Origin of the sequence: Enterococcus sp. 2G9_DIV0600 (genome assembly GCF_002140615.1) — a bacterium.
Lineage (GTDB): Bacteria > Bacillota > Bacilli > Lactobacillales > Enterococcaceae > Enterococcus_D > Enterococcus_D innesii.
Window position 1 is genome coordinate 2046189 of the sequence record NZ_NGLL01000001.1, and the last position, 25285, is coordinate 2071473.

The window sequence follows — 25285 nt, forward strand, 5'->3', positions numbered from 1 at the left end:
TTTTATTTTAAGTCGTCCATAGCCACCATATCCATATCGGTATAGGTGATGTTTTCGCCACACATTGCCCAGATAAAGGAGTAGTTACTGGTTCCAACACCCGAATGGATCGACCAGCTTGGAGAAATAACGGCTTGTTCTTCACTAACCACTAAATGCTTCGTTTCATCTGGTTTGCCCATCATATGGAATACTTTTGTATCTTCATTAGCAAAATCAAAATACACATATGCTTCCATCCGACGTTCATGAGTATGGCTGGGCATCGTATTCCAAGCACTGCCTGGTTCTAAGATCGTGTACCCCATTTGTAATTGACAGCTTTCGCAAACATTTGGGTGAATGTATTGATAAATTTTCCGTTCATTTAAGGTCAAGCCCTCACCAGTCTCCATTGGTGTGACTTGATCGATACTGATTTTTACATTTGGGTATTTCTTATGTGCTGGCACGCAAGATAGATAGAATTTCGCTGGATTTGCTGGATCATCTGAGTGGAACAAGACTTGTTTGGTTTCCTTGCCGATATAGTAACCGTCTTGTTTCTTCATTGGTTCTTTTTGGCCATCGATCGTGATCGCACCGGGTCCTCCAATATTGATGACGCCTAATTCACGGCGTTCTAAGAAGTATTCCACCCCTAATTCGCTGCTTAATTGCACTTCTAACGCTTCTTCTGTCGGTGTCACTCCGCCAAAGATCATGCGATCATTGTGGGTATAGGTCAGCATGATTTGTCCTGGTGTGAAAATTTTCTCTACCAAAAATTCTCTGCGTAATTCCTCGGTACTATAGTGACGAATATCAAGTGGACTATGGGTATAGCGTGTTTCCATGTGTTGCATGTTTTATTCCTCCTACCGGATAATTTTTCCTGAACCTGTTGCAATAAATTCTTGTATCTCATTGGCGCTAAACTGATTACAGTCGCCATGGATCGTATGTTTCAAAGCAGATGCTGCAGTGGCAAAATCAATGATTTCTTGGTCTTGTTTCTTCGTGACAAGACCATGTAGGATACCAGCTGAAAAGGCATCGCCGCCGCCGACGCGATCAACGATGGGATTGATCTCATGGGTAGCAGAAACGACATAATTGCCGTTGTGCCATAGGCTTCCTGTCAATTGATTGTGACTTGCTGAGAGCACCTGACGACTAGTTGAATAAAAGAGCTGGATATTTGGGTATTTCCGATGCATTTCTTGATAATAGTAGTCATCTTCGACTTCCTCTGTTGGAGCTGATACATCCATAAAGACTTGGGCATCTAACTGTCCTGCCGAGCAATAATCGACATAGGGGAGCACTTCTTGCAAAAAGACGCGTGCTTCAGCGGTCGTCCACAGCTTTCCACGATAATTGATATCGAAACTGATTTTACAACCAGCTGCTTTCGCTTCTTTGATCAACGTCAGCAAAAGTGTCTGCCAAGTCGTTGAAAGAGCGGGCGTGATCCCTGAAAGGTGAACAATATCAACCCCATCAAAAAGGTCAGATTGCCACTCATTTTCTTTCATTTGAGCAAAGCTAGAGCCTGCGCGATCATAAACCACTCGCGCTGCTCGTTCCCCGATACCGGTTTCAATATAGTAAGTACCTAGTCGGGAACCGCCACGAAGCACGTGGCGACAATCGACGCCATAGCTTCGTAAATGATGAAAAACGGCATCTCCTAAAGCATTTTCCGGCACTTTAGTAGCAAAAGAAACGCGATGACCAAAATTCGCTAAGGAGATCGCAACATTGGCTTCTCCACCGCCATAATGGGCAGCAAACATCGAACTATGGGCGATTCGGTCGCCTAACGTTGTCGATAGACGCAACATGATTTCTCCTAGTGTCAGAATGTTTGCCATCTTACTTTCCTCGAATCTCTTTTAATTTTGCCGCATATTGTTTCGCTACTTCTGTTACTTTGTCAAAATCCCCACTTGCTGCTGGCGCTAACAAATTGCCCCCTACACCAACGGCTACGACACCCGCCGCAAACCATTCTTGCATGTTGTCTAAGCTGACACCACCGGTCGGCATAATGTTTAATTGTGGCAATGGCGCTTTGAAGGCCGAGATGATACTTGGTCCATACGCACTACCCGGGAATAGTTTAATGATATCTGCGCCTGCTTTTAAGGCGTCCTTCATTTCTAAAATGGTCATGCAACCAGGCAGATACGGGATTTGATATAAATTACATAATTCAGCTGTTTCTTGATCAAAGGTTGGGCTTACCACATATTCTGCTCCTGCCATGATCGCTAAGCGAGCGGTCACTGCATCAAGAACGGTCCCCGCACCAACGACTACCTCTGGATTATCTTTGAAGGTTGTTACCAATTCAGCGATTACATCCGCCGCTTGAGGCACTGTAAAAGTCAACTCAATGCCGGTGATCCCCCCTGCAACGATCGCTTTACTTGCTTGTAGTGCTTCTTCTTTTGAAGCGCCACGCACAACAGCGATCACACCGCTTTCTTTTAGTTTCATTAAATTCGCTACTTTTTTCATTGAGACCCTCCATTTATTTCCTATTTGGAAAATGGTATTTATTATAAAGAAACTTACACGTTTATTATACCGTTCTTGTTTTTATTTGCAAGGGCTTTCCATTAAAAAGTTTATAATGCTTGTTCAATTTGTTGTTTTGTCGCAATAATCGCATCGATCAATGTCATTTTGTATTCTGGGGTCAAGCGGTATTTCGGTAGGCTGATAGAAAACGCCCCAACGATCTCCTGATCTTTTATCAGTGAGGCGCCGATGCAATAGATTTCTTGTTCCATTTCTTCATCATCAAACGCTACTTGGTTTTCTTTTGCCTGTTCCAATTCTTTCTTCAACTTCAACTGATTTGTAATGGTATTTTCGGTATAAGCGGTTAAAGGCGTTGCTGCCAAGTACTCCTCTACTTGAGGGGTATCAAACTCCGCTAAAACGGCTTTCCCCATGGCAGAGCTATACAACGGTCTTGTGATCCCTACTTTTGAAGACATGCGAATCGTTTGATTCTGAGGCTCCAATTTATTGACATAAAGAATCTCATTGGCAGTCAAGACCCCTAAGTGGATCGTTTCATCCGCCGTTTTCTGCAATGCTTCCAAGTATGGCAAGCTGATTTCCACTAAATCAAGCTCTTGAATGTTTTGATTGGCATACTTGATCAGTTTAGACCCTAAGCGATAATTCTTCTCTTTGTCGCGTTTGACATAGCCGATCATTTGCAGCGTTTCCAATATTTTCAAAGCTGTGGATGGGGTCAGTTTCGTTGCTTCTGAAATTTCTTGCAATGGTTTACTGGGCGCTTCTGCGAGATAATCTAAAATGGTTGCTGCTTTTAGTAGTACGGTTCCATATGGTTTTTGTGTCATCATTTCTCCACCTTTATTTTCTATATAAGAAATTATAATATCTTTTTAGGAAATGCACAATCTTTTTTCCTATATATCAGCAAGACGCGATTCCTATTTTACTTTCTGTCGTTATTCATTGTATGATGAAGACAAGACAAAGGAGTGCCGAACAATGGACTTAAATGTATTGATCAAAGGAAAAAAATTGACTGACAATGAGCTGCAAATTCTTGATTATTTGCTTGCAAATACCGCTGCGATCGATGGACTACCCTTAAGAGAAATCGCTAAAGCGATCTACACTTCCCCAGCAACCATCGTGCGGCTTGCGCAAAAATTAGGTTTTTCTGGCTATCTAGAGCTACTTTACTTCTTAAAGAATCGCTTGAAAAATCAGACGATCACTGAAGCCGCCATCGATTACCAAATTGACGCTGCCAGTATTGCAGATACGATCGACGCGATCAAAGAAATCTATGGACAAAATAAGGACAAGTTTATTACGATTTATGCAACAGGTTTTTCGGGGATCGTGGCAGAATACCTCCACAAAAAAATGCTGGTCAACGGCATCAAAACCTTATTAGTCAGTGCTTCTGACTCAGGTGGGATCATTAGTAACAACATCGAGAACATCAGTATGTTGATCACCATTTCTAAATCTGGCGAAACACAAAAAGTGCTGGAAAAGATGGCATTAGCCAATGAACATCACATACCAACTGTTTTATTTTGCGGGAACGGTGATCATCGCGCCAATCAACTAGCGACCTTTTCCTTTGAAGTGACAGATGAACGTCCCTACGACACCCAAAACATCCAGTACACTAGCTTCTTTGGTAAACTGCTCTTATTGATGGAATATATCGTCGACGCTTTTACCCGTGTTGAAAAAGAAAACCAGCAACCCTAGTGGATTGCTGGTTTTTGCTTATGCTTGAAAGTACGTTGTTGCCAGTTCTTGATAAAGCGCTTGGTTCTGCGGATCAGGTACAAATTTTTCAGCTGGCTGATCTTGCCGCACAACAGAGCTTTTATATAAATCATACAAGCCGAATATTGGCTCATTTTCATCGGAAAGATAACAGGTCAGTCCCAACACATCCGCGGTCATTTGACCTAAAAGTTTTGTTTGAAAGAAACCACCACTTACAGTGACTGCCCCTTCCAACTGCGCCATTTGCTTTAATAAATCGATGTTCATCAGCATGCCTTCGATGACTGCCCGTAACATATCTGAGCGATTGTGTTTCAGAGTCAAGCCAGAAAAGCCGCCTGTGATCTCATTCGTCCAAAAGGGTGCCCGCTCTCCGTTTAAATAGGGGAAAAAACGTAAGCCGTTGCTGCCGATCGGTGATTCCTCCATGACTTGCGGCAGATAATGATAAAACCCATCAGGATCTTTTGATAAGGTCTCTTTTGCCCAAGCAAGGACACAGCCACCATTATTCGAAGGTGCCCCTACGACATAGAGGTCATCTTGCAGATAGTAGCAAAAATTTTGTTTTTGGCGATCAAAGACGGTGGTCTCACTTACTTTACGAACCGCCGCACTGGTTCCGATCGTCAAGCTATTGCGGATCCCTGTAGAAATATAGCCAGCATATGCTGCTAAACACCCATCGCTAGCCCCACACATCACTTCTACCTCAGGCTTCAAGCCACACCGCTGCGCCATCTCCTCGGTAATCAAAAAACGATCAGTCGGTGCACATAAAGGCGCTAACTGGGCTTTTGAAAGGGATAAATAGTTAAGAATCTTTTGACTCCATTGCTTTTCTTTCAAAGAAAAAAGACCGGTCGCTGATGCGGTACTATAATCGATCCGTGCTTGTCCGGTAAACAACGCCATTGCTAGTTCTTTTAAGCCAAACCATTTCGTATCTTTGGAATATGAACCATTTGTTTGGAAATAAGCCAGTTTCGCAAAGGGAGACATTGCATGGATCGGTGTCCCTGTCTCTTCATAAAACGTTGCCGCCAGATCCGTTTGACGAAAGGCCGTCATCGTTTGACTCGCTTGATTGTCTGACCAAATGTAAATCTCTTCAGCTGTCTCACCAGCCACTGGCATCAAACTGTGCATGGCGGTACTGAACCCGATCACTGTGATTGCCGCTTTTAATTGAGCGGGAATCGTTGTGACACCACTGATTAATTGGCTACTGATCTGGGTCGCTGATTGGGTCTGTTTTAACCCGTGGCTATGGGTTTTGATTGGTAATGACTGTGAGTAAATGATTTTCCGATCTTCAATGACCCCAAATTTTATGGCTGTTGTGCCGATATCAATCCCTAAAAACATCGCATTGCTCCCTCTCATCTGATTCAATTAGCTTTATTCTACCATAGTTAGTGGCATATTCTAGCATACCTGTCTGATCGTTTTGTTGAGAAGACGTTTAGTGATGATTTTCTTCAGAGAATTATCCTTCCACAGCAAAAATAAAAAAAGAAAGATTCTTGGAGAATCTTCCTCTTTCCAGTTAGCCAATCAGCAAATGTTTCGCAAATGTGAAACAAATCAAGACAATCCTGGCCAGTAATCACCATTTTCCGAGACCAAATCATCGAGTAACTCTTTGGCTACTTTTGCGCTAGGAATCGTTTTGGAAAGGCTTAACGCTTGCCACATTTTTTGATAGCTCTTTTCCACATATGCTTCGACCACTAATTTTTCCACAGTCACCTGTTGGAACATGAGCGCTTGTTGGAAGGCAGGAATTTTCCCTTGAGCGAGGGCTTCTGGTCCATCAGAACCCACGATGCATGGCACTTCCACCATGGCATCATCTGGGAAGTTCGCAATCGCGCCGTTGTTTTCCACAATCATCACCATTCGCTCATGCGTATTAAAAGCGATGGCGCGTGCCAAATCAACGATAAAGGTTGCATGGGCATCAATCTCAAAAGCGATCCCTTCAGCAGATCCTTGTGCCGTGATCTTTTTGGCATGATCGAACACTCGTTTTTCCCGTCCTTCCATCACTTCATTGGAACGCGTATACTCTGGATGTTCTTTCATGTGGTCGTAGACGTAATCTGGGTATAAATAATATTTCAAGTACGTATTTGGCAGATATTCTGGTGTGAGCGCCAAGAGGTCTTTGGCTTTTTTGTGGGTGTCTTGCCAACTTGGGTCTGTATGTTGGGTATCCACTTCGATCTGTGTCAAATAGCCGTGTTCTGCCACGTAGTCCCGAATGGTTTGAATGTACTCCGTGCCTTCTTTGTCTTTGACGCTGGTCCACCAGCCAAAATGATTCAAGCCAAAGTAGCGAACTTCTAACTCTTCTGGCTGCTTGCCAATGATTTGCGACATCCGACGCAACGTGCCCACGGGCATGTCACAGATATTCAGAACTTTTGATTTAGGACGCAAGACTCGACATGCTTCAGCTACGATTGCAGCTGGATTGGAATAATTCAGCATCCAACAATCGGGGGAATACTTTTCCATGTAATCAATGATCTCCAGCATACCAGTGATGCTGCGCATCCCATAAGCGATCCCTCCTGGTCCACAGGTTTCTTGGCCAAAGACGCCATGACGCAAGGGGACTTTTTCATCTTTTTCCCGCATATCATACTTTCCTACTCGGATATGCGCCATACAGAAATCGACATCGCTGAAGGCTTCCTCAGGATCCGTCGTAAACGAAAATTCGATTTGCGGTGCTTGTTCTTTTAATAAGATCGCTAGGGCTTCACCAAGGATCGCTTGGCGTGCTTCATCATTGTCGTATAGTTTCAGCTTTCTTAAAGGAAAGCGTTCTTGATTGTCAAGCAGCATCATAACGATTCCCGGGGTAAAGGTACTGCCGCCCCCTGCGATCACTACTGAAAAATTTTTCATCATTCAATCTCTCCTTCTCTTCCAAGATAATTTTCTAATTCTTCCCGCACTTTCGGCACGGTCAACCCGTAAACGACATGGACATTTTCACCATTTTTGATCACGCCTTTGGCTTGTGTTTCGTCTTTTAGCAGCGCTTCATCCACGAGTTCAGGATCCTTTAGTTTTAAACGTAAGCGGGTATAGCAGTTGTCGATGGTTTTGATATTGTCATCGCCACCTAGCGCTTTGGTGATGATTGCTGAGATACTTGTTTCACTAGTTGGATTAGTGGCGGCTTGATCACTCGCCATGACCCCGACACCTGCTCCAGCAAGTTGTTTTTCTTTGTACTCTTTCTTCGAATACAGTTTGGTCTCTGTTCCATCTTCTTCACGCCCGACCGTTTTCAAGTTCAGTTTCGTGATCAAAAAGCGGAACAAGAAGTAATAAAGAAAGAAGAAGACGACCCCGACGATCAAGTATACCGGCCAGCGAGTCTTCTCGATCCCTAAGGGCAAGTTGTACAAAAGAAAGTCGATGAAGCCATTCGGTCCAATGGCACGAGAACCAAAGAGATTTAACGCCACCATACTCAAGCCGCTAAGTGCAGAATGAATGACGAACAAAACAGGTGCCACGAACATAAAAGAAAATTCGATTGGTTCAGTCACACCTGCAATAAAGGAAGTAACGACAGCTGGAATCAAAATGGCTTTGACTTTGACTTTATTTTCTGGTTTTGCCGTTTGATACATCGCCAAACAAGCACCGATCAGTCCAAACATTTTTGAGATCCCACGAGCGTCCCAAATGACACTTTGCGATAATACGCGGACTGCTGGGTCCGCAATTTCCGCAAAATAAATATTCCGTGCCCCTTCAAAGACTTGACCGCCAACTTCTGCGACACCGCCTAATGAAGTATACAAAAACGGCGTATAGATCAAGTGATGCAAGCCAGTTGGAATCAATAAGCGTTCCAACATCCCGTACAAGAAGATGCCAAAGTTGCCCGTTTGTTGAATGATGCCGCCTAAACCGTCGATACCAGTTTGTATTACTGGCCATATAAACGTGGAAACGATGGCTAATAACACGACGACCGGAATCAAGACAATAAAGACGAAGCGCGCGCCGCCATAAACTTGAAAGGCATTGTTAAAGGTCGTATCGATAAAACGATTATGGATCAATGCTACGACGATCCCTAAAATGATACCCAGAAAGACCCCCATGTCCAACACTTGGATTCCTAAAACGATCGCTTGTCCTGAACCTTGAAGGGCATCGGCTGGAACCAACATCCCCCGAAGCTCCATGAATTTGTTCATGGCATTTAAGAAGACGAAATAACCTAACAACGCGGTAAATCCCGCTTCAGCCTTTTTCTTATTGGCTAACCCTAAAGCGATCCCGACACAAAAAATAATGCCTAAATTGGTTAAAATCGGTAATAAGGAAGCGGATAAGATACTACCAAAACCGGTGGTTATCGGATTATCCAAAAAGGGAAACTGCTCAAGCAAGCGGACATTCGTAAACACATTCCCAACGGCAATCAATATCCCTGCGATCGGCAAAATCAAAACGGGCACAAACATTGCCTTGGAGAATTTCTGCATCGCATCCATCACTTTTTCTTTCATTGAGGAAACTCCTTTGTAGTTGATTTGTAGGTTCATTATAGGAAACATTTGTTACTAATAGAATAGCAAACGTTTTCAATTCAATGCGTTTCAAAGATTGGAATGTGTTTCATCCTGTTTCCTTCCTTGCTAGTGGCGATTACCAGCAACAAAAAAAGAGTGAATCAAGATTGATCCACTCTTTTTAGATGCAACACTTTTTGATAGAAATACAAAGGCCCAGACAGACAAAACAGATAGAAGATACCTGGTGCTGATTGCCATGTGAAGAAATAGCCGATCGCTGCTAGGACTAAGATTCCGATCCCTTTATGGTAGTGCATCATCGTAAAGAAAAAACTACTACGAAAAAGGTCAAACAGGTTTTGCCGATCTTGCATTTTTGATTGCATCACATACAGGTTAATGTTGTAGGACAACAAAAAAGTAAGAAAAATGATGGTCAAAAAAGAGAAAAACAAGGAATTCGTCAACGCAGCAGAACGCCACAAGCTGAGTCCGCATAATAATGAGAAGAGATTGAAGACCCCTAGTGGCAGGGTCTTCAATAACGCGCTTTTGCTATTTTTCAAAAAAGGGCTTAGCAGTTTTGCTTCAGGATGTTCGTAAGCATCGACCACCGCTCGCATAGCTGCTGGAAACGTGACGATCGGAAACGATACCACCAAAAACAAGAGATTCAATACCAGCATACGAAAAACGATTTCGCAAAGACGATAAAAACGACTCTCTAAAGCAAACATCACACACACACCTTTATTTTAATTTTTCAATATTTTCAGCGATTTTCTCATTTCGATAATCAACGATTGCTGACCAACCATTGTTTTCTCGTTCTTGTAAGTAGTCTTCCCAAATCTGACGTCCCGCTTCTTCCGAGTCTGCCTGAATAAAGTTGACCAACGCTTGCACTCTTGCTGTGTTGATGGAAGTGAGATTTCTTGCTTCAGAACCGGTGCGAGGATCAATGTCTTCGATCTCAAAACGCGGCGCCAATTTGTCTTGCGACCATTCCACCATCTGCCGAATCGATGTTGCTGGTTTTTGTCCCATTTGAATGGCGTAATTGTCATTGCCAACAAACCAATAAGAACCTAAACCAATTTCCTTGTCAAAACGAGCTATGTCCGAATTTCTTAAGGCTTCTGTTTCTTCTGAGTATTCAACCACGCCATCTACGAGATTGTATGTTTCCCCTTCGATACCAAAGGTAGTGACCATCGTGCCATACTCACTTGCTAAATAGGTCAAAAGTTCCATGGCTTTTTGGGGTTCTTTTGTCGACGTCGTGATAAATGTTTGTGTCCATCCACCAATATTTCCGCCAGTAAAAGTGGAATCATCGCCATTCGAATTTTTTGGACCATCGACGACAATATAAGTTTGCTCAGGATTACGGGCATTATTATCGGACATAAACTCATTGAGTCCCTTCGTATTCGTATGCAGGTAAGCAAAATAACGCCCTTGTCCTAGTTTTTCTTTCATCGTGTTGTCATTGTCTGAAAACTGGTCATTGGTGATGTATCCTTCATTGTACGCTTTTCTAAAAGTCTCGATCCACGTGATATACTCCTCATCAGCGTCACGATCATTGAATTGACCATCTACACTTGGTGAGATACTGAGAAAGTCTTGCAAAGTACCACCATAGGCGCCATCCCCGCCATTGGAAATATCTAATGCAGTCGAAGCAAATGGGACTAGAGCCGCACCATCATCTGCTGTCGGAAATGCTTCTTTTGCCTGTTTTAACGCATCTAAAAATCCTTCTGGCGTCGACATATCGGGTTCCCCTAATGCTTCATAAATATCTTTGCGGACAATGAAAACTTGGTCTCCTACTACATTGCCGTCCTCATAATCTTGTGCAGTCGTGGAAAAGCTTGGGTATCCATAAATGTTGCCATCTTCTAAAGTAAACCATTGAACAGATTCCGGTTTCGCTGCATGTTCTAAGAAGTAAGGGTCATATTTTTCTGCCAAAAGATTTAATGGCAAGGCAAATTTTGTCGCTTCATTTGCAGCAGACAGGTTTTTATCGAAGGTCATGATATCTGGAAGATCGCCACCAGCTAGCATCGTATTAAGGTTCTCGTCATTTCCTGAAATAAATTCGACATTGATATTCATATCTTCTTTGATTTTTCGCGTCACAGTATCTTTGCCCCAACCCGGCTGAGCATACCAATCAAAATTGACATACCATTTCAAAGTAGCTTCATGGTCGGTGTCCTTTTGCCAGCTAGGCGTGTCTTTATCTGCTTCAAAGCGGGCTTCTGGCAGATCTTCTACGACGGCGGCCCCTTTGGACTCATTATTGGAATTGCCGCAGGCTCCTAATACTATGGTTGACGTAAGTGCGAGACCGATCCCTAAAAATAATTTGCTTGCTTTCATTTTTTTCTCTCCTTTTGTCTATTCTTTTACTGATCCAAGAGTCATCCCTTGAATAAAGTACTTTTGTAAAAATGGATAGATCACGACGACAGGAACCGTCGTGACGACCATGGTTGCTAATTGCAATGACTGTGAAGTCGTATTTCTGACCACATTGGTTCCGGTCGCCACTGCGGGCGATAGATTTTCCGAAACGATCCGAAATAGCAGCATTTGTAAAGGATATAAGCTGCGATCATCAACGTAGATATTAGCCGTCATATAATCGTTCCACTGAAAGACCCCGTGGAATAATGCGATGGTTGCCAAAACTGGAAGGGACAATGGCAAAATGATTTTCACGAAAATAATAAAAGGATTGGCGCCATCCATCATGGCAGATTCTTCCAGCGAAAATGGAATGCTCCGGAAAAAATTCATCAGAATCACCATGTCGTAAAAAGAAAATAAGACAGGTATGATGTAGACCCAAAAATTATTTAACAAGCCCAGTTCCTTAAATAAGAGAAATGTGGGTATCATCCCTCCAGAAACGAACATCGTTAAAATCCCCATGTTCATATAAATTTTCCGTCCCATTAGGTTTCTACGACTCATCCCGTAGGCGACCATCGCCGTCAGTGCCGTATGCAACACAACACCAATCACAGTTTTTGCAACTGAGATGACAAAGGCTTTATAGATCGCAGAATCTTCAAAAACGGTGTAGTAACTTTCTAGTGAAAATTTCCGGGGCCAAAAGTAGATCCCCCCTCTTGCGGCATCGGTCGCATCATTGAAAGATAAAGCGACGATATTCCACAAAGGCAAAGCAATGATGGCTAAAAAGAACACCATAAAAATCACATTGGCAACATTGAAGATTTTCTCATCTTTTGAAAATGTTTGCTTCATACTTTCCCTCCTCTAAAAAACTGATTCATCACTGATTTTTTTGGTCAAAAGATGACTTCCTACCACGAGGATCAAAGAAACAACCGACACAAACAGGCCAACGGCGGTCGCATAGGAGAAGTCTCCTTGTTGTATCCCCATTTTATAGACGAATGAATTAATGACTTCACTGGACTGATAATTGACAGGATTTTGTAAGACGAGTGTTTGATCAAGGTTTGAACCCAATAACCCACCAACGGATAAAACAAACGTCAATGCGATAATATGGCGGATTGAAGGGATCGTGATCCGCGTGATCTGCTGAAATTTCGTGGCACCATCCATTCTCGCTGCTTCATAAAGAGCTGGATTGATCCCTGTCATAGCAGCAATGTATAAAATCGTATTCCAGCCAACTTCTTTCCAAATATCGGAAATGACTGCGATGGCCCAATATTTTTCTGGGTCAGTCAAGAAACGGATCGGTTCATCGATCACCCCAACACCTAGCAACAAATTATTGACCAATCCCGTATCAGATAACCACGTAATAAACATGCCACCTAAGATGACCCAAGACAGAAAATGGGGCAAATAAGAGACCGTTTGAACGACCTTCTTTAAACGAACATGAACGATTTCATTGATCAATACCGCTAAGCCAATCGCCGCTGGAAAACCAATCAGCAGTTTAAAAAAGCTGATGCCTAGTGTATTACTCATCACCGTCCAAAACATTGAATCACTAAAAAACTCTTGAAAATACTGGGTACCAACCCACTCCGCATTTGCGATCGAATCAAGAACCGAGTAATCTTTAAACGCGATGACGATCCCATATAGTGGGATAAAATTAAAAATGATCATCAAGAGAATACCTGGCCAAACCATCGCTTGATAAAAACTTTGGCTTCTTAATTTTTGCAAAAATGACCTTTTCTGTGGGGTTGCTTTTAGCATGACACCTTTTGATTCCATTTTTCCACCCTTTCTAAAACGCTTACTTTTTCACCCAAAGGAAATACATGCTTTCCTTTATTGGTTCATCAATTGATAGACCGCACCAATCATACCAGCATCATTTTTTAATTTTGCTCGTTGAATCGGTGCAATCGTGCGACCTTCTAAATAACCAATACTTTCATGGCGAGCTTTTAGCTGACTCATGGTCTCTTCAAGCCTTGTCATGAAACCATCATTTTCACTGATTCCACCACCGATCAAAATCAGCTCGGGATCAAATGTACTGATCAAATTCAGTAAGCCCACTGATAAATCTTGGAAGAACTGTGCAATCACTTGATTCGCTACTACTTCTCCTTGTTCTCCTCGCTGGAAAATCTCGATTGCATCTAGGGGCAGATCACTTCGCCCTAGTTGCTGGAGTGCCAGTTGGTATTGATGGCAAAGCCCTCCCACGATGGCAGCTCGTTGGTTCAAGGAAACTGACTCTAGATTTCCCTGTTCAGGCAATGAGTCGATCAGCATCCACCCAAATTCCCCCGCCATACCATGACTGCCGCGATAGAGCCGATTGTTGACGATGATCCCGCCCCCAATGCCTGTTCCCACAACGAGACAAAGATAGTTTTCACAGGTCTGTGCGTGCCCCAACCATTTTTCAGCAATCGCCGCCGCATTGGCATCATTTTCAACAATGACCGGCAGCTTAACACGTCCCTCTAATTCTAGCTTCAAGTTGATTCCATACAGGGATTTGATTGATCCTGCCGTGACCATCGTGCCATCTTTTTGGATAATGCCTGGTGCGCTAATACCGACACCTTCGATCACTGCATCTTGCTGCAGCGATTTGATCAATGCTTCGATAGACTGCAAAAAATTTTCTTTTTCATGAATCGTTGGCATCTGTCCTTTCTTTACAATTTCACCAGTTCTCAAGATCACACCATATTTGATAGCCGTTCCTCCAACATCAATTCCAATAAACATCGCTTCACCCTCATTATTCATTTACTTGTTTTGTCGACTGATTAATACTCAATTCTCCTGGTAAAACGTAGGAGATACCAAATGCGTTTTCCTCAATCAATTCTACTAAATGTTTTACTGCCGTGATCCCTTGCTGTTGGATCGGATTTTTCACTGTCGTCAAGCGAGGAGTAAAATAGTCTAAAAGATCAATACCATCAAAACCAATCACGCTGAAATCATCAGGCACCCGCCACTTGGTTTCGTGGATCGCCTTGACTGTTCCGATCGCACTAAGATCATTCCCTGCCAAAAATGCTGTGGGCAAGTCTTTTTGCTCTAACAAAAACTGCTGCACGCTGGCTCTCGTCCGTTCTTCTTCAAAGAATCCCTGCAATTGATAATCCGAGCGCCAAGAGATGCCGGCTTCTTTTAATGCTTCGCAATACCCTCTTAAGCGTTCATCACTATCATAAACACCAGCAATCCCACTGATAAAAACGATTTTTTTATGTCCTAGTGACAAGAGATACTTAGTAGCAGCTTTTCCTTTTTCGAAGGAATCAAATACCACACTACCAAAGTTCTTCTCTTGAATGTTTCGATCGATAAAGACGGCTTTGATTTGTTCTCTTTCCATCGCTGCCAAATCCTGCTCTGTTAAAAAATCTTCAAATCCAATAATGCCATCAACCATCCCCCCTAAAATACTATTGAGAACCACTCGTTTATCCGTGGATAAGAAGACGTTGACTGCATACCCATGCGTTTCTGCCTCTCTGGCAATCGCTTCAACTAATACGCTAAAGTAAGGTCCTTTAATGCTAGTGGTGTAAAAACCAAGCATCTTGGTTTTTGTGTTTTTCAATTGTTTGCCCATTAAATTGGGGACATAATGCAAACGTTGCGCGGCAGCCAGCACTCGTTCTTTCGTTGCTGGTCGAACAACATTGACACCGTTCAGTGCTTTAGAAACAGTCGCAATTGATACGTTTGCCTCCTTTGCCACTTCCCGAATCGTGATTCGATTTGTCAAATGATTCTCCCCTCCTGAACGATTCCTCTCAAAAATAAAAACGTTTTTATTTTGCTAAAAAAATCAACGACCACTCTAAGATTGGTCATCCGATAAACCAACTATATATAAAAACGTTTTCACCCACAATGGTTCTAGAACTAGTTGGCGCATGTACCAGCACCTTGAAACCTGTGCCATCATGGTACAAGTTGTACCTACAAAAAAAAGCCTCGAAAGGCTTTTAAATCGTGAGCGTACCAATCAACTTCGCTGAGGCAGCAGCAAAGCCAAGGTATAAAGAAATCGTACCAGGATCACTTTTTGTCGAGAAATCGGAATGAACATAAGCAAAATCCTCTGGTGTAACATAGAAGGAATGCTGCGTTTCTTTAGCAGCAGCAAGATTGATTTTTTGCCATTGCTTTAATTCTCTCATCGGTCGTGCCACTTCAGTAACATCGTCTCTGCTATACAATTGAAGTGTTGTGGTATGAGGACTATCTCCCTCATTTTTCAGCGTACAAATGATCTCAAATGGTTTATTTTTTTCATCAGGGTGAACGATTTGTGTCTTGCTAATCTTGCATTGTCCATAACCTATTCCTGCGCCAAAAGAAAAGAGAGAATCGTTTTTTTCATCCATATAGCGCGAAATATATTTTTGATCACTATTCTCTTCTGTCAATGGCCGACCTGTAGAGAGTTGAGCATAGGTCATCGGCAACTGTCCTTCTGCTCGAGGAAAACTCATAGCTAAACGTCCTTGCGGTTCAGACTCGCCCATCAACAAATCTGCCAACGCATTTCCGCCTTCTGATCCAGGGAACCAAGCAATCATGATGGCTTGACAAAGAGGCTCGATGGCGGACAAAACCAGTGGTCTGCCACAGAAAAGAATCGTTGCGATCTTAGGATTGACCTGACTAACTGCTGCAACTAATGCTTCTTGATTTCTTGATAGAGAAAGTTTGGTCAAACTTGCCGCTTCCCCCGCTTCCTCACTGGTTTCCCCCAGAGCCAACAAAACGACTTCAGATTGTTCTGCTAATCTACACGCTTCCTCAATATAGGCTGCCGTCAAAACTTTCCCATCAGGATAAGGCAAGATAGTGAGGTCAATCTCTTTTTGAGAAAGACCTTTGGCTAATGAAACTGCCTCTTCCTGTTTGCCGATCCACGACCAAGCCCCTAAAAGATCCTTTGAATCTGCTTTTGGACCGATCAGCGCCACTTTTTGTTTTTTCTGTAAAGGCAATAATGCTTGATTTTTCAAAAGGACTGTTGTTTTCTTTGCTGCTTCTCGTGAAAGAAGACGGGTTTCTTTTAGGAGTCTAGGGGCTAAGTTTTCCGGTGTTAACCCTCTATAAGGGTCTTCAAACAGGCCTAGCTTGTTCTTTAAATGTAACACATGAAAAACCGCCTTATTCAACTGCTCATTCATAGCAGGATCTGCATCAATGATTTGTTCTAGTGCATTTAAATAGCAATCACTCATCATATCCATTTCGACACCTGCAGTAAAGGCTTTTTTCGCTGCTTCCGTTCGATCAGCAGCCACACGATGGGCCATCAATTCAGCCACAGCTGCCCAATCTGAGATGATCAAGCCATCGAACCCAAGCTTTTCTCGTAATACATCCTGCAGCAATGGTTGATTAGCTGTAGCTGGCACACCATGGATCGTGTTAAAAGAAGTCATGACCAATTCTGCACCAGCTTCAATTGCTGCCTGAAAAGCGGGCAGATAATTTTGGTAAAGCTCAAGATCAGACAAATCGACCGTATGATAATCCCGCCCACCTTCTGCAGCGCCATAGCCGACAAAGTGTTTGACACAAGCAGCAATTCGCTGTTTATTTTCTGCAAGGGAAGCAGTTCCTTGATACCCTCGTACATAAGCAGCCGTCAGCACCGCAGATAAGGTCGGATCTTCTCCATTACTCTCTAAAACCCTTCCCCAGCGCGGATCTTTGACATGATCCGCCATTGGTGAAAACGTGACATGGATACCCGCTTCTGCCGCTTCCTTTGCCGAGGCTTTTGCGACTTCTTCCACTAATTGCGCATCAAAGGAGGATGCCAAAGCAAGAGGAATTGGGAAAATCGTTTCATATCCATGGATAACGTCTGCCATAAAAATAAGGGGAATTTTTAACCGACTTTTCTCTAGGTAAGACGTTTGGATCGTGTAGACTTGTTCAGCAGTATGGGTTCCCAACACTGAACCAATCGTCCCTAATTGTTCTTCGCTCATTTGCCATTGCTGCATCGGGCCGGTGATTTCTCCTCCTTGTGCAAAAAAATCTGGCGTTAGTTGAACCAATTGGCCCACTTTTTCAGCTACGGTCATTCGGTCAATCAGTTTTTTTAGTTTTACGGTTTCCACTATTCTTCTCTCCAATCATTAGGCTCGCTTCTTTTGCTTGTCGAAATTGCCTGATTTGCGCCTTCTCGACAGAAGCAAGATGGTGTCTATTCCTTTCATTTAGTATAATTAAAAACGCTTTCAAAAATAGATTGTTTTTATACTTTGGTGCAACTCTTCGTAGAAAGGAAAAATCATCATCATGGTACAAGGTGTACCACAAATATGTATAGCACCAAATCTGCTGATACATTCGCCATTATCTCGTCCACGTTTCTAATAAAAAAACAAACAGCCGGATCATCCCAACAAAGGAACTTCCTTTTGATGGAATGAAGCTGTTTGTTGATTTATGATTAAACATACAAAAAATCCGTTCCCTATTCTTCTGCTGTTAAAGAAAACTGACGAACCGTCTCCGACAACGCTTCCACTAAGAAAAGGCAAGGAATTTGTGTCGTCAAATCTTCATATTTGTTGATGCGTTTTACATCAACCGAATAGTCCAAGACGTAATCGGACATCCGTCCCAAGGTGCTGTTGGCATCACTGGTGATCGCTACCGTGGTGAAGTCAGGATTGTTACGAAAGCCATTGACCACTTCAATGATCTCAGTGGTCGTTCCAGTAATTGAAAGGACAACGATCATATTGTCTGAAGTATGTTTCAGCTTCGCAAAGATTGGATAGGTATTATCCACCAAAGCATAACTATTAAATCCGATCGTAGCAAAACGGCGAGCAGCATATTCACACATTGAACCTGACGCACCGATGCCATAAAATATAATATTCTCACATACCAGCATTCTTTCAGCGATTCGCCGGATTTTTCCTTCGATGTCTCGCGGGAAGCGTTCCGGATCCAAAACGGTCATACTGCTAAAAAAACTGACCGCCTCTAACTCAGGTGCTTTGAACTGGGTACGAAATTCTGTAAAGCTCTCATACCCTAATTTACGGATAAAGCGCATAACCGAAGAAGCTGAGGTGTGGGATTCAAGCGCGATCTCACGGACCCGCATATAGGGAATCTTATCACTTTGGCTCGACATATAATGATAAATCGCACGATCGGTCTCTGATAACTCATTGAAATCGATTTTTCCAAAAAAAGACATAGTAAACGCTCCTATTTTATCATTCTCCTATCAATGTACCACAAGCTAGCAAAAACATCACAACTGTTTCACAAGAAATAATTCCATCGGTTGTTCAAATCCGGGAGAATTCAAAAGCAAACCGCCGGCATCTTGATACCCTAATTTTCGATAGAAATGCTGGGCATTTTCATCGACTTGTGTGGACGTCATACAAAGAGCATGCCCTGCTACTTTTTGCTGTTGTTCCCAGTGATCGACCAAACGCTTCCCAAATCCCCTACCTTGATGGGATTCGGCGATTACTAGCATCGTACAAAAAGGAATCGTATCCCAGAAAAAATTATAGCGTAACAACCCAATTGGCTGTCCATTATCGATCAAGACATAAGCCGTTTGTTCAGCTACCTTTTTGAAGAATCGTTCCTTTGGCAAATGGGTATCCAATGAAAGCCAGAAGTCTTCATCTGTTGCTACCGCCAGTCGAATCGCAATCATGATTTTTACTCCTTTTCTTTGTTATTCTGCATTTTATCTCTGAGGAAGCCGTTTGTTTTAGTCGCTTACCTTCCCTCGGTAGTCCGAAAGCAAGGTAAGAAAGGCATCGCCATATTTATCCAATTTGTTTTGCCCGACACCTTTGATTTGTAAAAATTCGATTGGTGTTTTTGGTTGCACTTCTGCTAATTCTCGCAGGGTCTTATCAGAAAAGACGACATACGGTGGCAAGTTTTGTTCTTGTGCGAGATTCAATCGTAAGGTGCGCAGTTGATCGAACAGTTCATCATCAACCACTAACTGTTTGACTTTGGTTTGTTTTCGATAAACTTTCGCTTTTCCAAGCAATACATCGATACCGGCATTTGTCACACTTAACAAAGGGTATTGCCCTTCGGACGGCAAAAGGTACCCGGAGGCTGTCAAGTAATCGATCAGCTGAGTGACTTCCTTTTGGGACCAATCTTTCATTAATCCATAAGTCGGTAATTTTTCAAAGCCCCACTGTTTGACTTTTTGATCGCCTGAGCCAGTCAGCACTTTCCCCACCAAGGCTTTCCCGAAGCGTTCGCCCATTCGTTTCACACATGACAACACTTTTTGTGTATCCACGGTGATATCCACTTGTTCTCTTTCATCGAGACAATTGCTGCAACGACCGCAATCGGGTCCATCTTCTCCGAAATAACGCAAAATATAGCGTTGCAAACACAGCTGAGTATGTCCGTATTGGCTCATCTCCCGCAACTTCAAGTATTCGTTTTGGCGATAAAGAATATCTGATTCGGATTGATCGATAAAAAATTGCTGAATCTGCATGTCTTGCGGAGCATAAAGCAAGATCGCATCACTGGGTTCGCCGTCTCGTCCGGCACGCCCGGCTTCTTGATAATAAGACTCCAAATTTCCAGGTATCTGGGCATGGATCACAAAGCGGACGTTGCTTTTGTTGATTCCCATCCCGAATGCATTGGTCGCTACCATCACTTGCAGGCGGTCATAAAGAAATTCTTCTTGGAAAAAGGAGCGCTCTTCTTCTGAAAGTCCGCCATGGTAATACCCGACAGAAACATGTTCATGTTTCAACAGCTGATAGATCCGTTCCACTTCTTTGCGGGTGCTGGCATAAATGATACCTGATTGTCCTTGGTTCATTTTCAAATACGTCGTAATGTAGGTATCTTTTTGATCTTTGACAACTTGAAAAGCCAAATTTTCCCGAGCAAACCCGGTCTTGACTTGATTTTCAGCAGGAATTGAAAGTAAGTTTTCAATGTCTTCGGCAACTTTAGGTGTAGCTGTCGCCGTAAGGGCAACAATCGTTGGCTTTTGCTCCCAGTTTTCGATCGTTTCGGCGAGTCGCAGATAGCTCGGGCGAAAATCATGGCCCCATTGGGAAATGCAGTGGGCTTCATCAACGGCCAATAAAGCGATCGGCATCTGCCGCAATGAGTAGCGGAAAGATTCTGAGTCTAAGCGTTCTGGCGAAACATACAGCAGTTTGATCCGCCCTTGGCGTGCTTCTTGCAAGCGCTGGTTGATCTGTGCCCCTGTCAAGGAAGAATTGATATAAGCTGCTGGGATCCCCATATCAACGAGGCTATCTACTTGGTCTTTCATTAATGAAATCAAAGGGGAGATGACCAAGGTCACTCCATCCAACAAAAGCGCTGGCAACTGATAACAAATCGATTTCCCTCCACCAGTAGGCATGATCCCCAAAACATTTTGTTGTGTTAAAATAGATTGAATAATCGTCTCTTGACCTTCACGAAACTGTGAATAGCCAAAATGTTCTTTTAAGACTGTTTGAATAGTTTGCATAATACCCTCTTTTCCATTTCCTTATTATACGCAATTAAGTACGCAAAGAAAACGGCATTAAGAGAACTTTCGCTTTTTATTCGCTTTTCAATGAAATCAACCAAAGGAGTCTTCTACTATGAAAAAAGTTATGATTATCGGCGGTGGGATCATCGGTTTGACCCTCGCCAATTATCTTGATAAAACCAAATTTGACGTGACTGTCATTGATTCCCTCATCGGTCAAGCAACATCTGCCAGCGCTGGCATCATTTCCCCTTGGCTATCCAAACGCCGCAATAAAAAATGGTACCAGTTAGCACAAGACGGCGCCGCTTTCTTCCCGCAATTGGTACGGGATTTTGCTTTAGATGAATCCATCTATGCCCCCTGTGGCACTTTGGTGGTGCGACCAGAAAAGGCGCTTCAAGAACTGGCAGAATTAGCTGAAAATCGACGTAAAGCGGCACCAGAAATCGGCGAAATCGACTTATTGACGGGCCCACAAACCAAAGAGGCATTGCCGTTACTAAAAGAAATGCCCTCTTTACGAATCACAGGCGGTGGCCGCTTAGATGGTCAGGCTTATCTTGCCCACTTAAAAGCAAACGCTCAGCAGCAGCAAGTGACTTTTATTGAAGAAAAAGCTGAGGTCGTCAGAAACGACAACCATTGGCAAATCAAAACCAAGGATCAGTTTCTTGAAACCGAGATTCTTTGCCTGACAGCTGGACCGGGATTGCTAGACTTATTATCACCTTTAGGTTATCAGGTCGATATCCGTCCACAAAAAGGCCAGTTGCTTTCCTTTGCCACCAACCTGCCGACAAACAGTTGGCCGGTCGCCATGCTAGAGGGTGAAGGTGACTTGATTCCCTTCTCTAATGGTCAAATTTTACTAGGAGCCACCCATGAAAACGATGCAGGTTGGGATTTAACGCCTACGGAAGCTGCCAAACAGCAATTGATGACAGGAATCGGTGCTTTTCTTGAAGACCCCGAAGCACTCTTTGCAACGCCAATGACTATGCGGGTCGGCACACGTGCTTACACCTCTGATTTTGCACCTTTCTTTGGGGAAGTGCCCGATGAAGCAAATTTGTTCGCCGCCAGTGGACTTGGTTCTTCTGGGTTAACGACCGGGCCTTATATTGGTTATCTGCTAGCCAATCGGATTAATAATACGCACACTCAACCAACAGATTTCTCAAGTTACACCAAACCGATGACAGAATATATCAAGAAACGACTTTGACAGGAAACTGCTAAAAAACCACCAGAATCGTTACGGTCTGGTGGTTTTGTTGTTTGATTCTTATAAAATTACGGACAATTTCTAGCTACTAGCTAAACATATTCTCCAGTTTCCCAATAATCGAGTAAGACTTCATTGATAATCTCACGATCCAGTGGTTCTCGCATATCATCATCAAAGGCATCTTCGATCGGGACATCGCCAACAGCTTTGATACAAACCGGAACGACGGGATCTGGGTGATCTTCTGCGGTCAACACTTTTTCAATTTTAATTTTATGCGTCCAATCTGCCCCCATATCATAAATGTAGGTCATGGACTTACAGTATTGAAAATCTTGGTCAATACCGGACGCATCGGTTGGAACGGAATTGCCTAAGCCGATCGATTTCGAACCGGCAATAAACAAGTACAAATGTTGATTCATCCACTCAAAGGCAATCTGGATCAACATATGCAACTGCTCATAGGTCACTCCTGCAGGAATGATCAAACGACGCCAAATTGGCGGACGGTATCCTTCTAAATCAATACGGACTTGATAGGCGACCGGCGTATCCGCCGTGTCATCAAAAGCCGTATGTTTCGTTGGAAACGGGACGATTTTTGGCGAGATTGTAGCAATACGCGGGTCATCAATGGGCAATAGTTCATGTTCTTCAGGATCGGTGTCTTGAATCATCGCTAACATCGCTTCTTTCTTTTCAGCTGACCAAAACTGGGGTTTGGACATCCGTGCGAAAAAGATAGGTTGTTTTTCAGCCAATACAAAGGCGATTTCTTGGTATTGTGATTTGGTGATATGCTTTTCTTTATACATGCAGTAATAAAAGTCTTCAATGGCTGTTTTGGCAAACGGAAGAAAATTTAAACTGTACGGTACTTCTTGAGGCAGCATTTCGGTATACACCGATTCGACAAAGACTTTGTCTTTTAATTTAGTCATGCCACCATCTGTTTCCGCGCAAAAGATCAAGTAAAAAACAGGATCTAAGTAGTGTTCAAGATCGTCGTCACTAACCACACTTGGTCCGCCATACAAATCAACGTGATCCATCATGCGGTCAATCACTTTCGCTAATTTCTTCAATGTTTTTTCCAAAAAAATTCTCGCTCCTTCCTATCAAGTTTACTTTGACGAAAAGAGCGAGGATTGTCAATCTTTTTTTTAATGGGAGAGCATTTCCTGTGCAATTTCTAATCCGCTCATCCCTGTTGGATAATAGGTCGGCCAATGTTCCATTTCCTCTAGTAACGCTTCATGACTCTCGTTACCAAAGTAGATATGGAAATGATGGGATGCGCCAGGAGCGATCATATGGTCACTAAATTGGATATATTTGAATGCCGCATCTTCATCGGTGCTTTCAAATAAGAAGCGCACACCACGATTGCCAGCTGAGTAGTTCAAGATCTCTTTGCCAGAATACACATAATTTGCTTCTTTCTCGGTACCATCATCGAAAATAAATGTCATTGTGTTGTCTGTGATCTTGATCTGAGCAACATCTGTTTGATAACCAGTCGTGTAATATTCTTTGTATTCGTCAGCCGTCATTTTCTTGTCCATTTTTGCTTTATAATCAAACACTTGGTCCAGTGTTCCGTCTTGTAAAAATGGATAAACGGATTGCCAATCTCCTGCCCAGTCAGATAAAGCACGATCTTGTACGTCGGCATCCTCAAAATAGCCGTTATAAACTGTTTTTTCTTTTTCAGCTTCAGCCATTTCTTTGTCATTTGCAACATCGGTGGTTTTTCTCAAAGCATCACGGTTTTGTTCCATAATCGAAATGTAGTCTTGCCCGTTGTCCATCTGTTCTTGGGTCAACCCTTCTAATGGATTCAAAACAGCCAATTCGACGCCTGCTTCTGACGCTAACGTTCGGGCAATGCTGTCTTTGGCGTTTTCTTCAAAATAGATCGTTTGAATGCCTGTTTCTTGGACGAACTCTTTTAGTTCTGCGATTCGTGAAGCGGAAGGCTCTTCACTTGGTGAAAGACCTGAGATCGGCACTTGCGTTAGCCCATACTCCAAAGCTAAATAACCAAAAGCAGCGTGTTGGGTCACGAAATGATTTTGCGCTGGATTGCTGAACGCTTCTTCATATGATTCATGGAGGTCTTGTAACTGTGCCAAATAATTCGCCGCATTTTCAGCAAAGGCTGCCGCTTTCGCTGGATAAGCCTCACTCAGCTGGTCACGGATCGCCTCTACTTGTTTCATGGCTAAGCTTGGGGCTAACCAGACATGGGGATCTAATTCATGAGAATGACCATCATCGCCATGATCATGGTCATGATCGTGGTCGTGATCATCGTCACCGGGTAACAGGACCATTCCTTCGGTGGCTTTGACCACTGTCACGTCTCCATCATTTAATGTGGCTTCAATCGAAGGAACCCACATTTCCATATTTTCATTGTTGTAGACAAAGATATCCGCATCTTGGATCTTTGCCATGTCCTTTGCAGAAGGTTCATAATCGTGGGAATCAGTTCCCGCGGGCATCAATAATTCAACCTTCCCTTCATCCCCTACAACTTGACGAGTAAAATCATACATCGGATAAAACGTAGCCATGACCTGAATTTGTTCATTCTCAGAGGAGGCGTTTCCTGATTGCTCGGTCGCATCAGATCCTCCTTGTCCACAAGCAGCCAAAGTCAGGGCCACAGCAGATAACATAGTTATTTTAAAAAACTTCTTCATTTTTGAAAATACACTCCTTTTTATTTTCCTCTTTTTCTTCCCTTTGGAAAAACGCTGATAAATCAATTACGATTTACAAAAACAAAACGTAACGTTTACGCTTTACCATCGGTTTTATACTTTACACAACTATTTGAATCCTGTCAACTTCTTTTTTAGATGTTTTTTTATATGTAAAAACCTTCATATGTACCACTGCTGATATCACGGAAGGATCGCTAAGTAACTCCTTTGATTCGTAGGAATCGAGCGATTTGCAAAAGTCACTATCTATTGTCCTTTGTCGCCTCCTATGCTACACTCGAGGGGTAATTGAATAGAAGATTATCCACTAGGGGCGCTTTATGCTGAGATAGACTTATGTCTGGTCCCTTAGAACCTGATTTGGTTAGTACCAACGTAGGGAAGTGGCAGCGCATGATTTTTCGCGTTCCCATTTTTTCTGTCTACGTGTGGATAGAAAAAGGAGGAACGCTTTTTTTGTAGACAGAAA

Annotated in this window: 21 protein-coding genes and 1 riboswitch; of the genes, 2 read left to right on the forward strand and 19 right to left on the reverse strand. The window is 43.0% G+C overall.

Annotated features, from left to right (window positions below; genetic code table 11):
- Positions 1–2: 2 nt before the first annotated feature.
- The 4 genes from kduI to A5870_RS09770 form a co-directional block, all read right to left on the reverse strand.
- Positions 3–845 (reverse strand): 5-dehydro-4-deoxy-D-glucuronate isomerase, encoded by an 843-nt coding sequence (gene kduI, locus A5870_RS09755; protein WP_005229915.1) that lies wholly within the window; start codon positions 843–845, stop codon positions 3–5.
- Positions 846–857: 12 nt separating this feature from the next.
- Positions 858–1856, reverse strand: coding sequence for a sugar kinase (locus tag A5870_RS09760; RefSeq protein ID WP_086292606.1), 999 nt, complete (start codon positions 1854–1856; stop codon positions 858–860).
- A 1-nt stretch (position 1857) separates the two neighbouring features.
- Positions 1858–2505, reverse strand: coding sequence for a bifunctional 4-hydroxy-2-oxoglutarate aldolase/2-dehydro-3-deoxy-phosphogluconate aldolase (locus tag A5870_RS09765; RefSeq protein ID WP_086292608.1), 648 nt, complete (start codon positions 2503–2505; stop codon positions 1858–1860).
- 110 nt (positions 2506–2615) lie between these two features.
- Positions 2616–3368: an IclR family transcriptional regulator gene (locus A5870_RS09770; protein ID WP_170924083.1), complete on the reverse strand. Its 753-nt coding sequence runs from the start codon at positions 3366–3368 to the stop codon at positions 2616–2618.
- A gap of 151 nt (positions 3369–3519) precedes the next feature.
- Between A5870_RS09770 and A5870_RS09775 the strand changes: the two genes are divergently transcribed.
- A complete protein-coding gene (locus A5870_RS09775; RefSeq protein ID WP_086292612.1) occupies positions 3520–4260 on the forward strand; it encodes a MurR/RpiR family transcriptional regulator in 741 nt (246 codons plus the stop codon).
- 18 nt (positions 4261–4278) lie between these two features.
- Here A5870_RS09775 and A5870_RS09780 read toward each other — a convergent pair whose 3' ends face one another.
- The 13 genes from A5870_RS09780 to recQ all read right to left on the reverse strand — a co-directional run bounded on the left by A5870_RS09780 (position 4279) and on the right by recQ (position 20844).
- Complete coding sequence (locus A5870_RS09780) at positions 4279–5652, reverse strand: gluconokinase (RefSeq protein ID WP_242595957.1); 1374 nt, start codon at positions 5650–5652, stop codon at positions 4279–4281.
- A gap of 219 nt (positions 5653–5871) precedes the next feature.
- On the reverse strand, positions 5872–7203 hold the full coding sequence (locus A5870_RS09790; protein ID WP_077453863.1) for a 6-phospho-alpha-glucosidase: 1332 nt from the start codon (positions 7201–7203) through the stop codon (positions 5872–5874).
- Positions 7203–8831, reverse strand: coding sequence for a PTS transporter subunit EIIC (locus tag A5870_RS09795; RefSeq protein WP_081118500.1), 1629 nt, complete (start codon positions 8829–8831; stop codon positions 7203–7205). The genes A5870_RS09790 and A5870_RS09795 overlap by 1 nt, the downstream gene beginning before the upstream one ends.
- Before the next feature lie 164 nt (positions 8832–8995).
- Positions 8996–9574: a hypothetical protein gene (locus A5870_RS09800; protein WP_086292614.1), complete on the reverse strand. Its 579-nt coding sequence runs from the start codon at positions 9572–9574 to the stop codon at positions 8996–8998.
- Between the two features lie 13 nt (positions 9575–9587).
- Entirely contained in the window at positions 9588–11231 is a 1644-nt protein-coding gene (locus tag A5870_RS09805; protein WP_086292616.1) for an ABC transporter, read from the reverse strand.
- Between the two features lie 18 nt (positions 11232–11249).
- Positions 11250–12125 (reverse strand): carbohydrate ABC transporter permease, encoded by an 876-nt coding sequence (locus tag A5870_RS09810; RefSeq protein ID WP_077453844.1) that lies wholly within the window; start codon positions 12123–12125, stop codon positions 11250–11252.
- A gap of 12 nt (positions 12126–12137) precedes the next feature.
- On the reverse strand, positions 12138–13085 hold the full coding sequence (locus tag A5870_RS09815) for an ABC transporter permease (protein ID WP_077453845.1): 948 nt from the start codon (positions 13083–13085) through the stop codon (positions 12138–12140).
- Between the two features lie 57 nt (positions 13086–13142).
- Positions 13143–14060: an ROK family protein gene (locus A5870_RS09820; RefSeq protein WP_170924082.1), complete on the reverse strand. Its 918-nt coding sequence runs from the start codon at positions 14058–14060 to the stop codon at positions 13143–13145.
- A 13-nt stretch (positions 14061–14073) separates the two neighbouring features.
- Positions 14074–15075, reverse strand: a complete 1002-nt coding sequence (locus tag A5870_RS09825) for a LacI family DNA-binding transcriptional regulator (protein WP_081118495.1) — start codon at positions 15073–15075, stop codon at positions 14074–14076.
- A 223-nt stretch (positions 15076–15298) separates the two neighbouring features.
- A complete protein-coding gene (locus tag A5870_RS09830; RefSeq protein ID WP_086292620.1) occupies positions 15299–17443 on the reverse strand; it encodes a glycoside hydrolase family 3 N-terminal domain-containing protein in 2145 nt (714 codons plus the stop codon).
- 359 nt (positions 17444–17802) lie between these two features.
- Positions 17803–18543: a MurR/RpiR family transcriptional regulator gene (locus tag A5870_RS09840; RefSeq protein ID WP_081118493.1), complete on the reverse strand. Its 741-nt coding sequence runs from the start codon at positions 18541–18543 to the stop codon at positions 17803–17805.
- A gap of 57 nt (positions 18544–18600) precedes the next feature.
- Positions 18601–19020 (reverse strand): GNAT family N-acetyltransferase, encoded by a 420-nt coding sequence (locus A5870_RS09845; RefSeq protein WP_081118492.1) that lies wholly within the window; start codon positions 19018–19020, stop codon positions 18601–18603.
- A 57-nt stretch (positions 19021–19077) separates the two neighbouring features.
- Positions 19078–20844 (reverse strand): DNA helicase RecQ, encoded by a 1767-nt coding sequence (gene recQ / locus A5870_RS09850; RefSeq protein WP_086292624.1) that lies wholly within the window; start codon positions 20842–20844, stop codon positions 19078–19080.
- A 118-nt stretch (positions 20845–20962) separates the two neighbouring features.
- Here recQ and A5870_RS09855 point away from each other — a divergent pair, with 118 nt between their 5' ends.
- Positions 20963–22078, forward strand: coding sequence for an NAD(P)/FAD-dependent oxidoreductase (locus A5870_RS09855; protein WP_086292626.1), 1116 nt, complete (start codon positions 20963–20965; stop codon positions 22076–22078).
- A 92-nt stretch (positions 22079–22170) separates the two neighbouring features.
- On the opposite strand, the gene A5870_RS09860 is transcribed toward A5870_RS09855, so the two are convergent.
- On the reverse strand, positions 22171–23181 hold the full coding sequence (locus A5870_RS09860) for a plasmid pRiA4b ORF-3 family protein (protein ID WP_077453853.1): 1011 nt from the start codon (positions 23179–23181) through the stop codon (positions 22171–22173).
- Between the two features lie 66 nt (positions 23182–23247).
- On the reverse strand, positions 23248–24792 hold the full coding sequence (locus A5870_RS09865; protein ID WP_086292629.1) for a metal ABC transporter solute-binding protein, Zn/Mn family: 1545 nt from the start codon (positions 24790–24792) through the stop codon (positions 23248–23250).
- Between the two features lie 323 nt (positions 24793–25115).
- Positions 25116–25215, forward strand: a riboswitch (TPP riboswitch).
- Positions 25216–25285: the final 70 nt, after the last annotated feature.

Excerpts from the sequence above, each read along its gene's own strand:
- kduI (WP_005229915.1), bottom strand. The coding sequence starts at position 845 with ATGCAACACATGGAAACACGCTATACCCATAGTCCACTTGATATTCGT.
- A5870_RS09760 (WP_086292606.1), bottom strand. The coding sequence starts at position 1,856 with ATGGCAAACATTCTGACACTAGGAGAAATCATGTTGCGTCTATCGACA.
- A5870_RS09765 (WP_086292608.1), bottom strand. The coding sequence starts at position 2,505 with ATGAAAAAAGTAGCGAATTTAATGAAACTAAAAGAAAGCGGTGTGATC.
- A5870_RS09770 (WP_170924083.1), bottom strand. The coding sequence starts at position 3,368 with ATGATGACACAAAAACCATATGGAACCGTACTACTAAAAGCAGCAACC.
- A5870_RS09775 (WP_086292612.1), top strand. The coding sequence starts at position 3,520 with ATGGACTTAAATGTATTGATCAAAGGAAAAAAATTGACTGACAATGAG.
- A5870_RS09780 (WP_242595957.1), bottom strand. The coding sequence starts at position 5,652 with ATGTTTTTAGGGATTGATATCGGCACAACAGCCATAAAATTTGGGGTC.
- A5870_RS09790 (WP_077453863.1), bottom strand. The coding sequence starts at position 7,203 with ATGAAAAATTTTTCAGTAGTGATCGCAGGGGGCGGCAGTACCTTTACC.
- A5870_RS09795 (WP_081118500.1), bottom strand. The coding sequence starts at position 8,831 with ATGAAAGAAAAAGTGATGGATGCGATGCAGAAATTCTCCAAGGCAATG.
- A5870_RS09800 (WP_086292614.1), bottom strand. The coding sequence starts at position 9,574 with ATGTTTGCTTTAGAGAGTCGTTTTTATCGTCTTTGCGAAATCGTTTTT.
- A5870_RS09805 (WP_086292616.1), bottom strand. The coding sequence starts at position 11,231 with ATGAAAGCAAGCAAATTATTTTTAGGGATCGGTCTCGCACTTACGTCA.
- A5870_RS09810 (WP_077453844.1), bottom strand. The coding sequence starts at position 12,125 with ATGAAGCAAACATTTTCAAAAGATGAGAAAATCTTCAATGTTGCCAAT.
- A5870_RS09815 (WP_077453845.1), bottom strand. The coding sequence starts at position 13,085 with ATGGAATCAAAAGGTGTCATGCTAAAAGCAACCCCACAGAAAAGGTCA.
- A5870_RS09820 (WP_170924082.1), bottom strand. The coding sequence starts at position 14,060 with ATGTTTATTGGAATTGATGTTGGAGGAACGGCTATCAAATATGGTGTG.
- A5870_RS09840 (WP_081118493.1), bottom strand. The coding sequence starts at position 18,543 with ATGTCTTTTTTTGGAAAAATCGATTTCAATGAGTTATCAGAGACCGAT.
- A5870_RS09845 (WP_081118492.1), bottom strand. The coding sequence starts at position 19,020 with ATGATTGCGATTCGACTGGCGGTAGCAACAGATGAAGACTTCTGGCTT.
- recQ (WP_086292624.1), bottom strand. The coding sequence starts at position 20,844 with ATGCAAACTATTCAAACAGTCTTAAAAGAACATTTTGGCTATTCACAG.
- A5870_RS09855 (WP_086292626.1), top strand. The coding sequence starts at position 20,963 with ATGAAAAAAGTTATGATTATCGGCGGTGGGATCATCGGTTTGACCCTC.
- A5870_RS09865 (WP_086292629.1), bottom strand. The coding sequence starts at position 24,792 with ATGAAGAAGTTTTTTAAAATAACTATGTTATCTGCTGTGGCCCTGACT.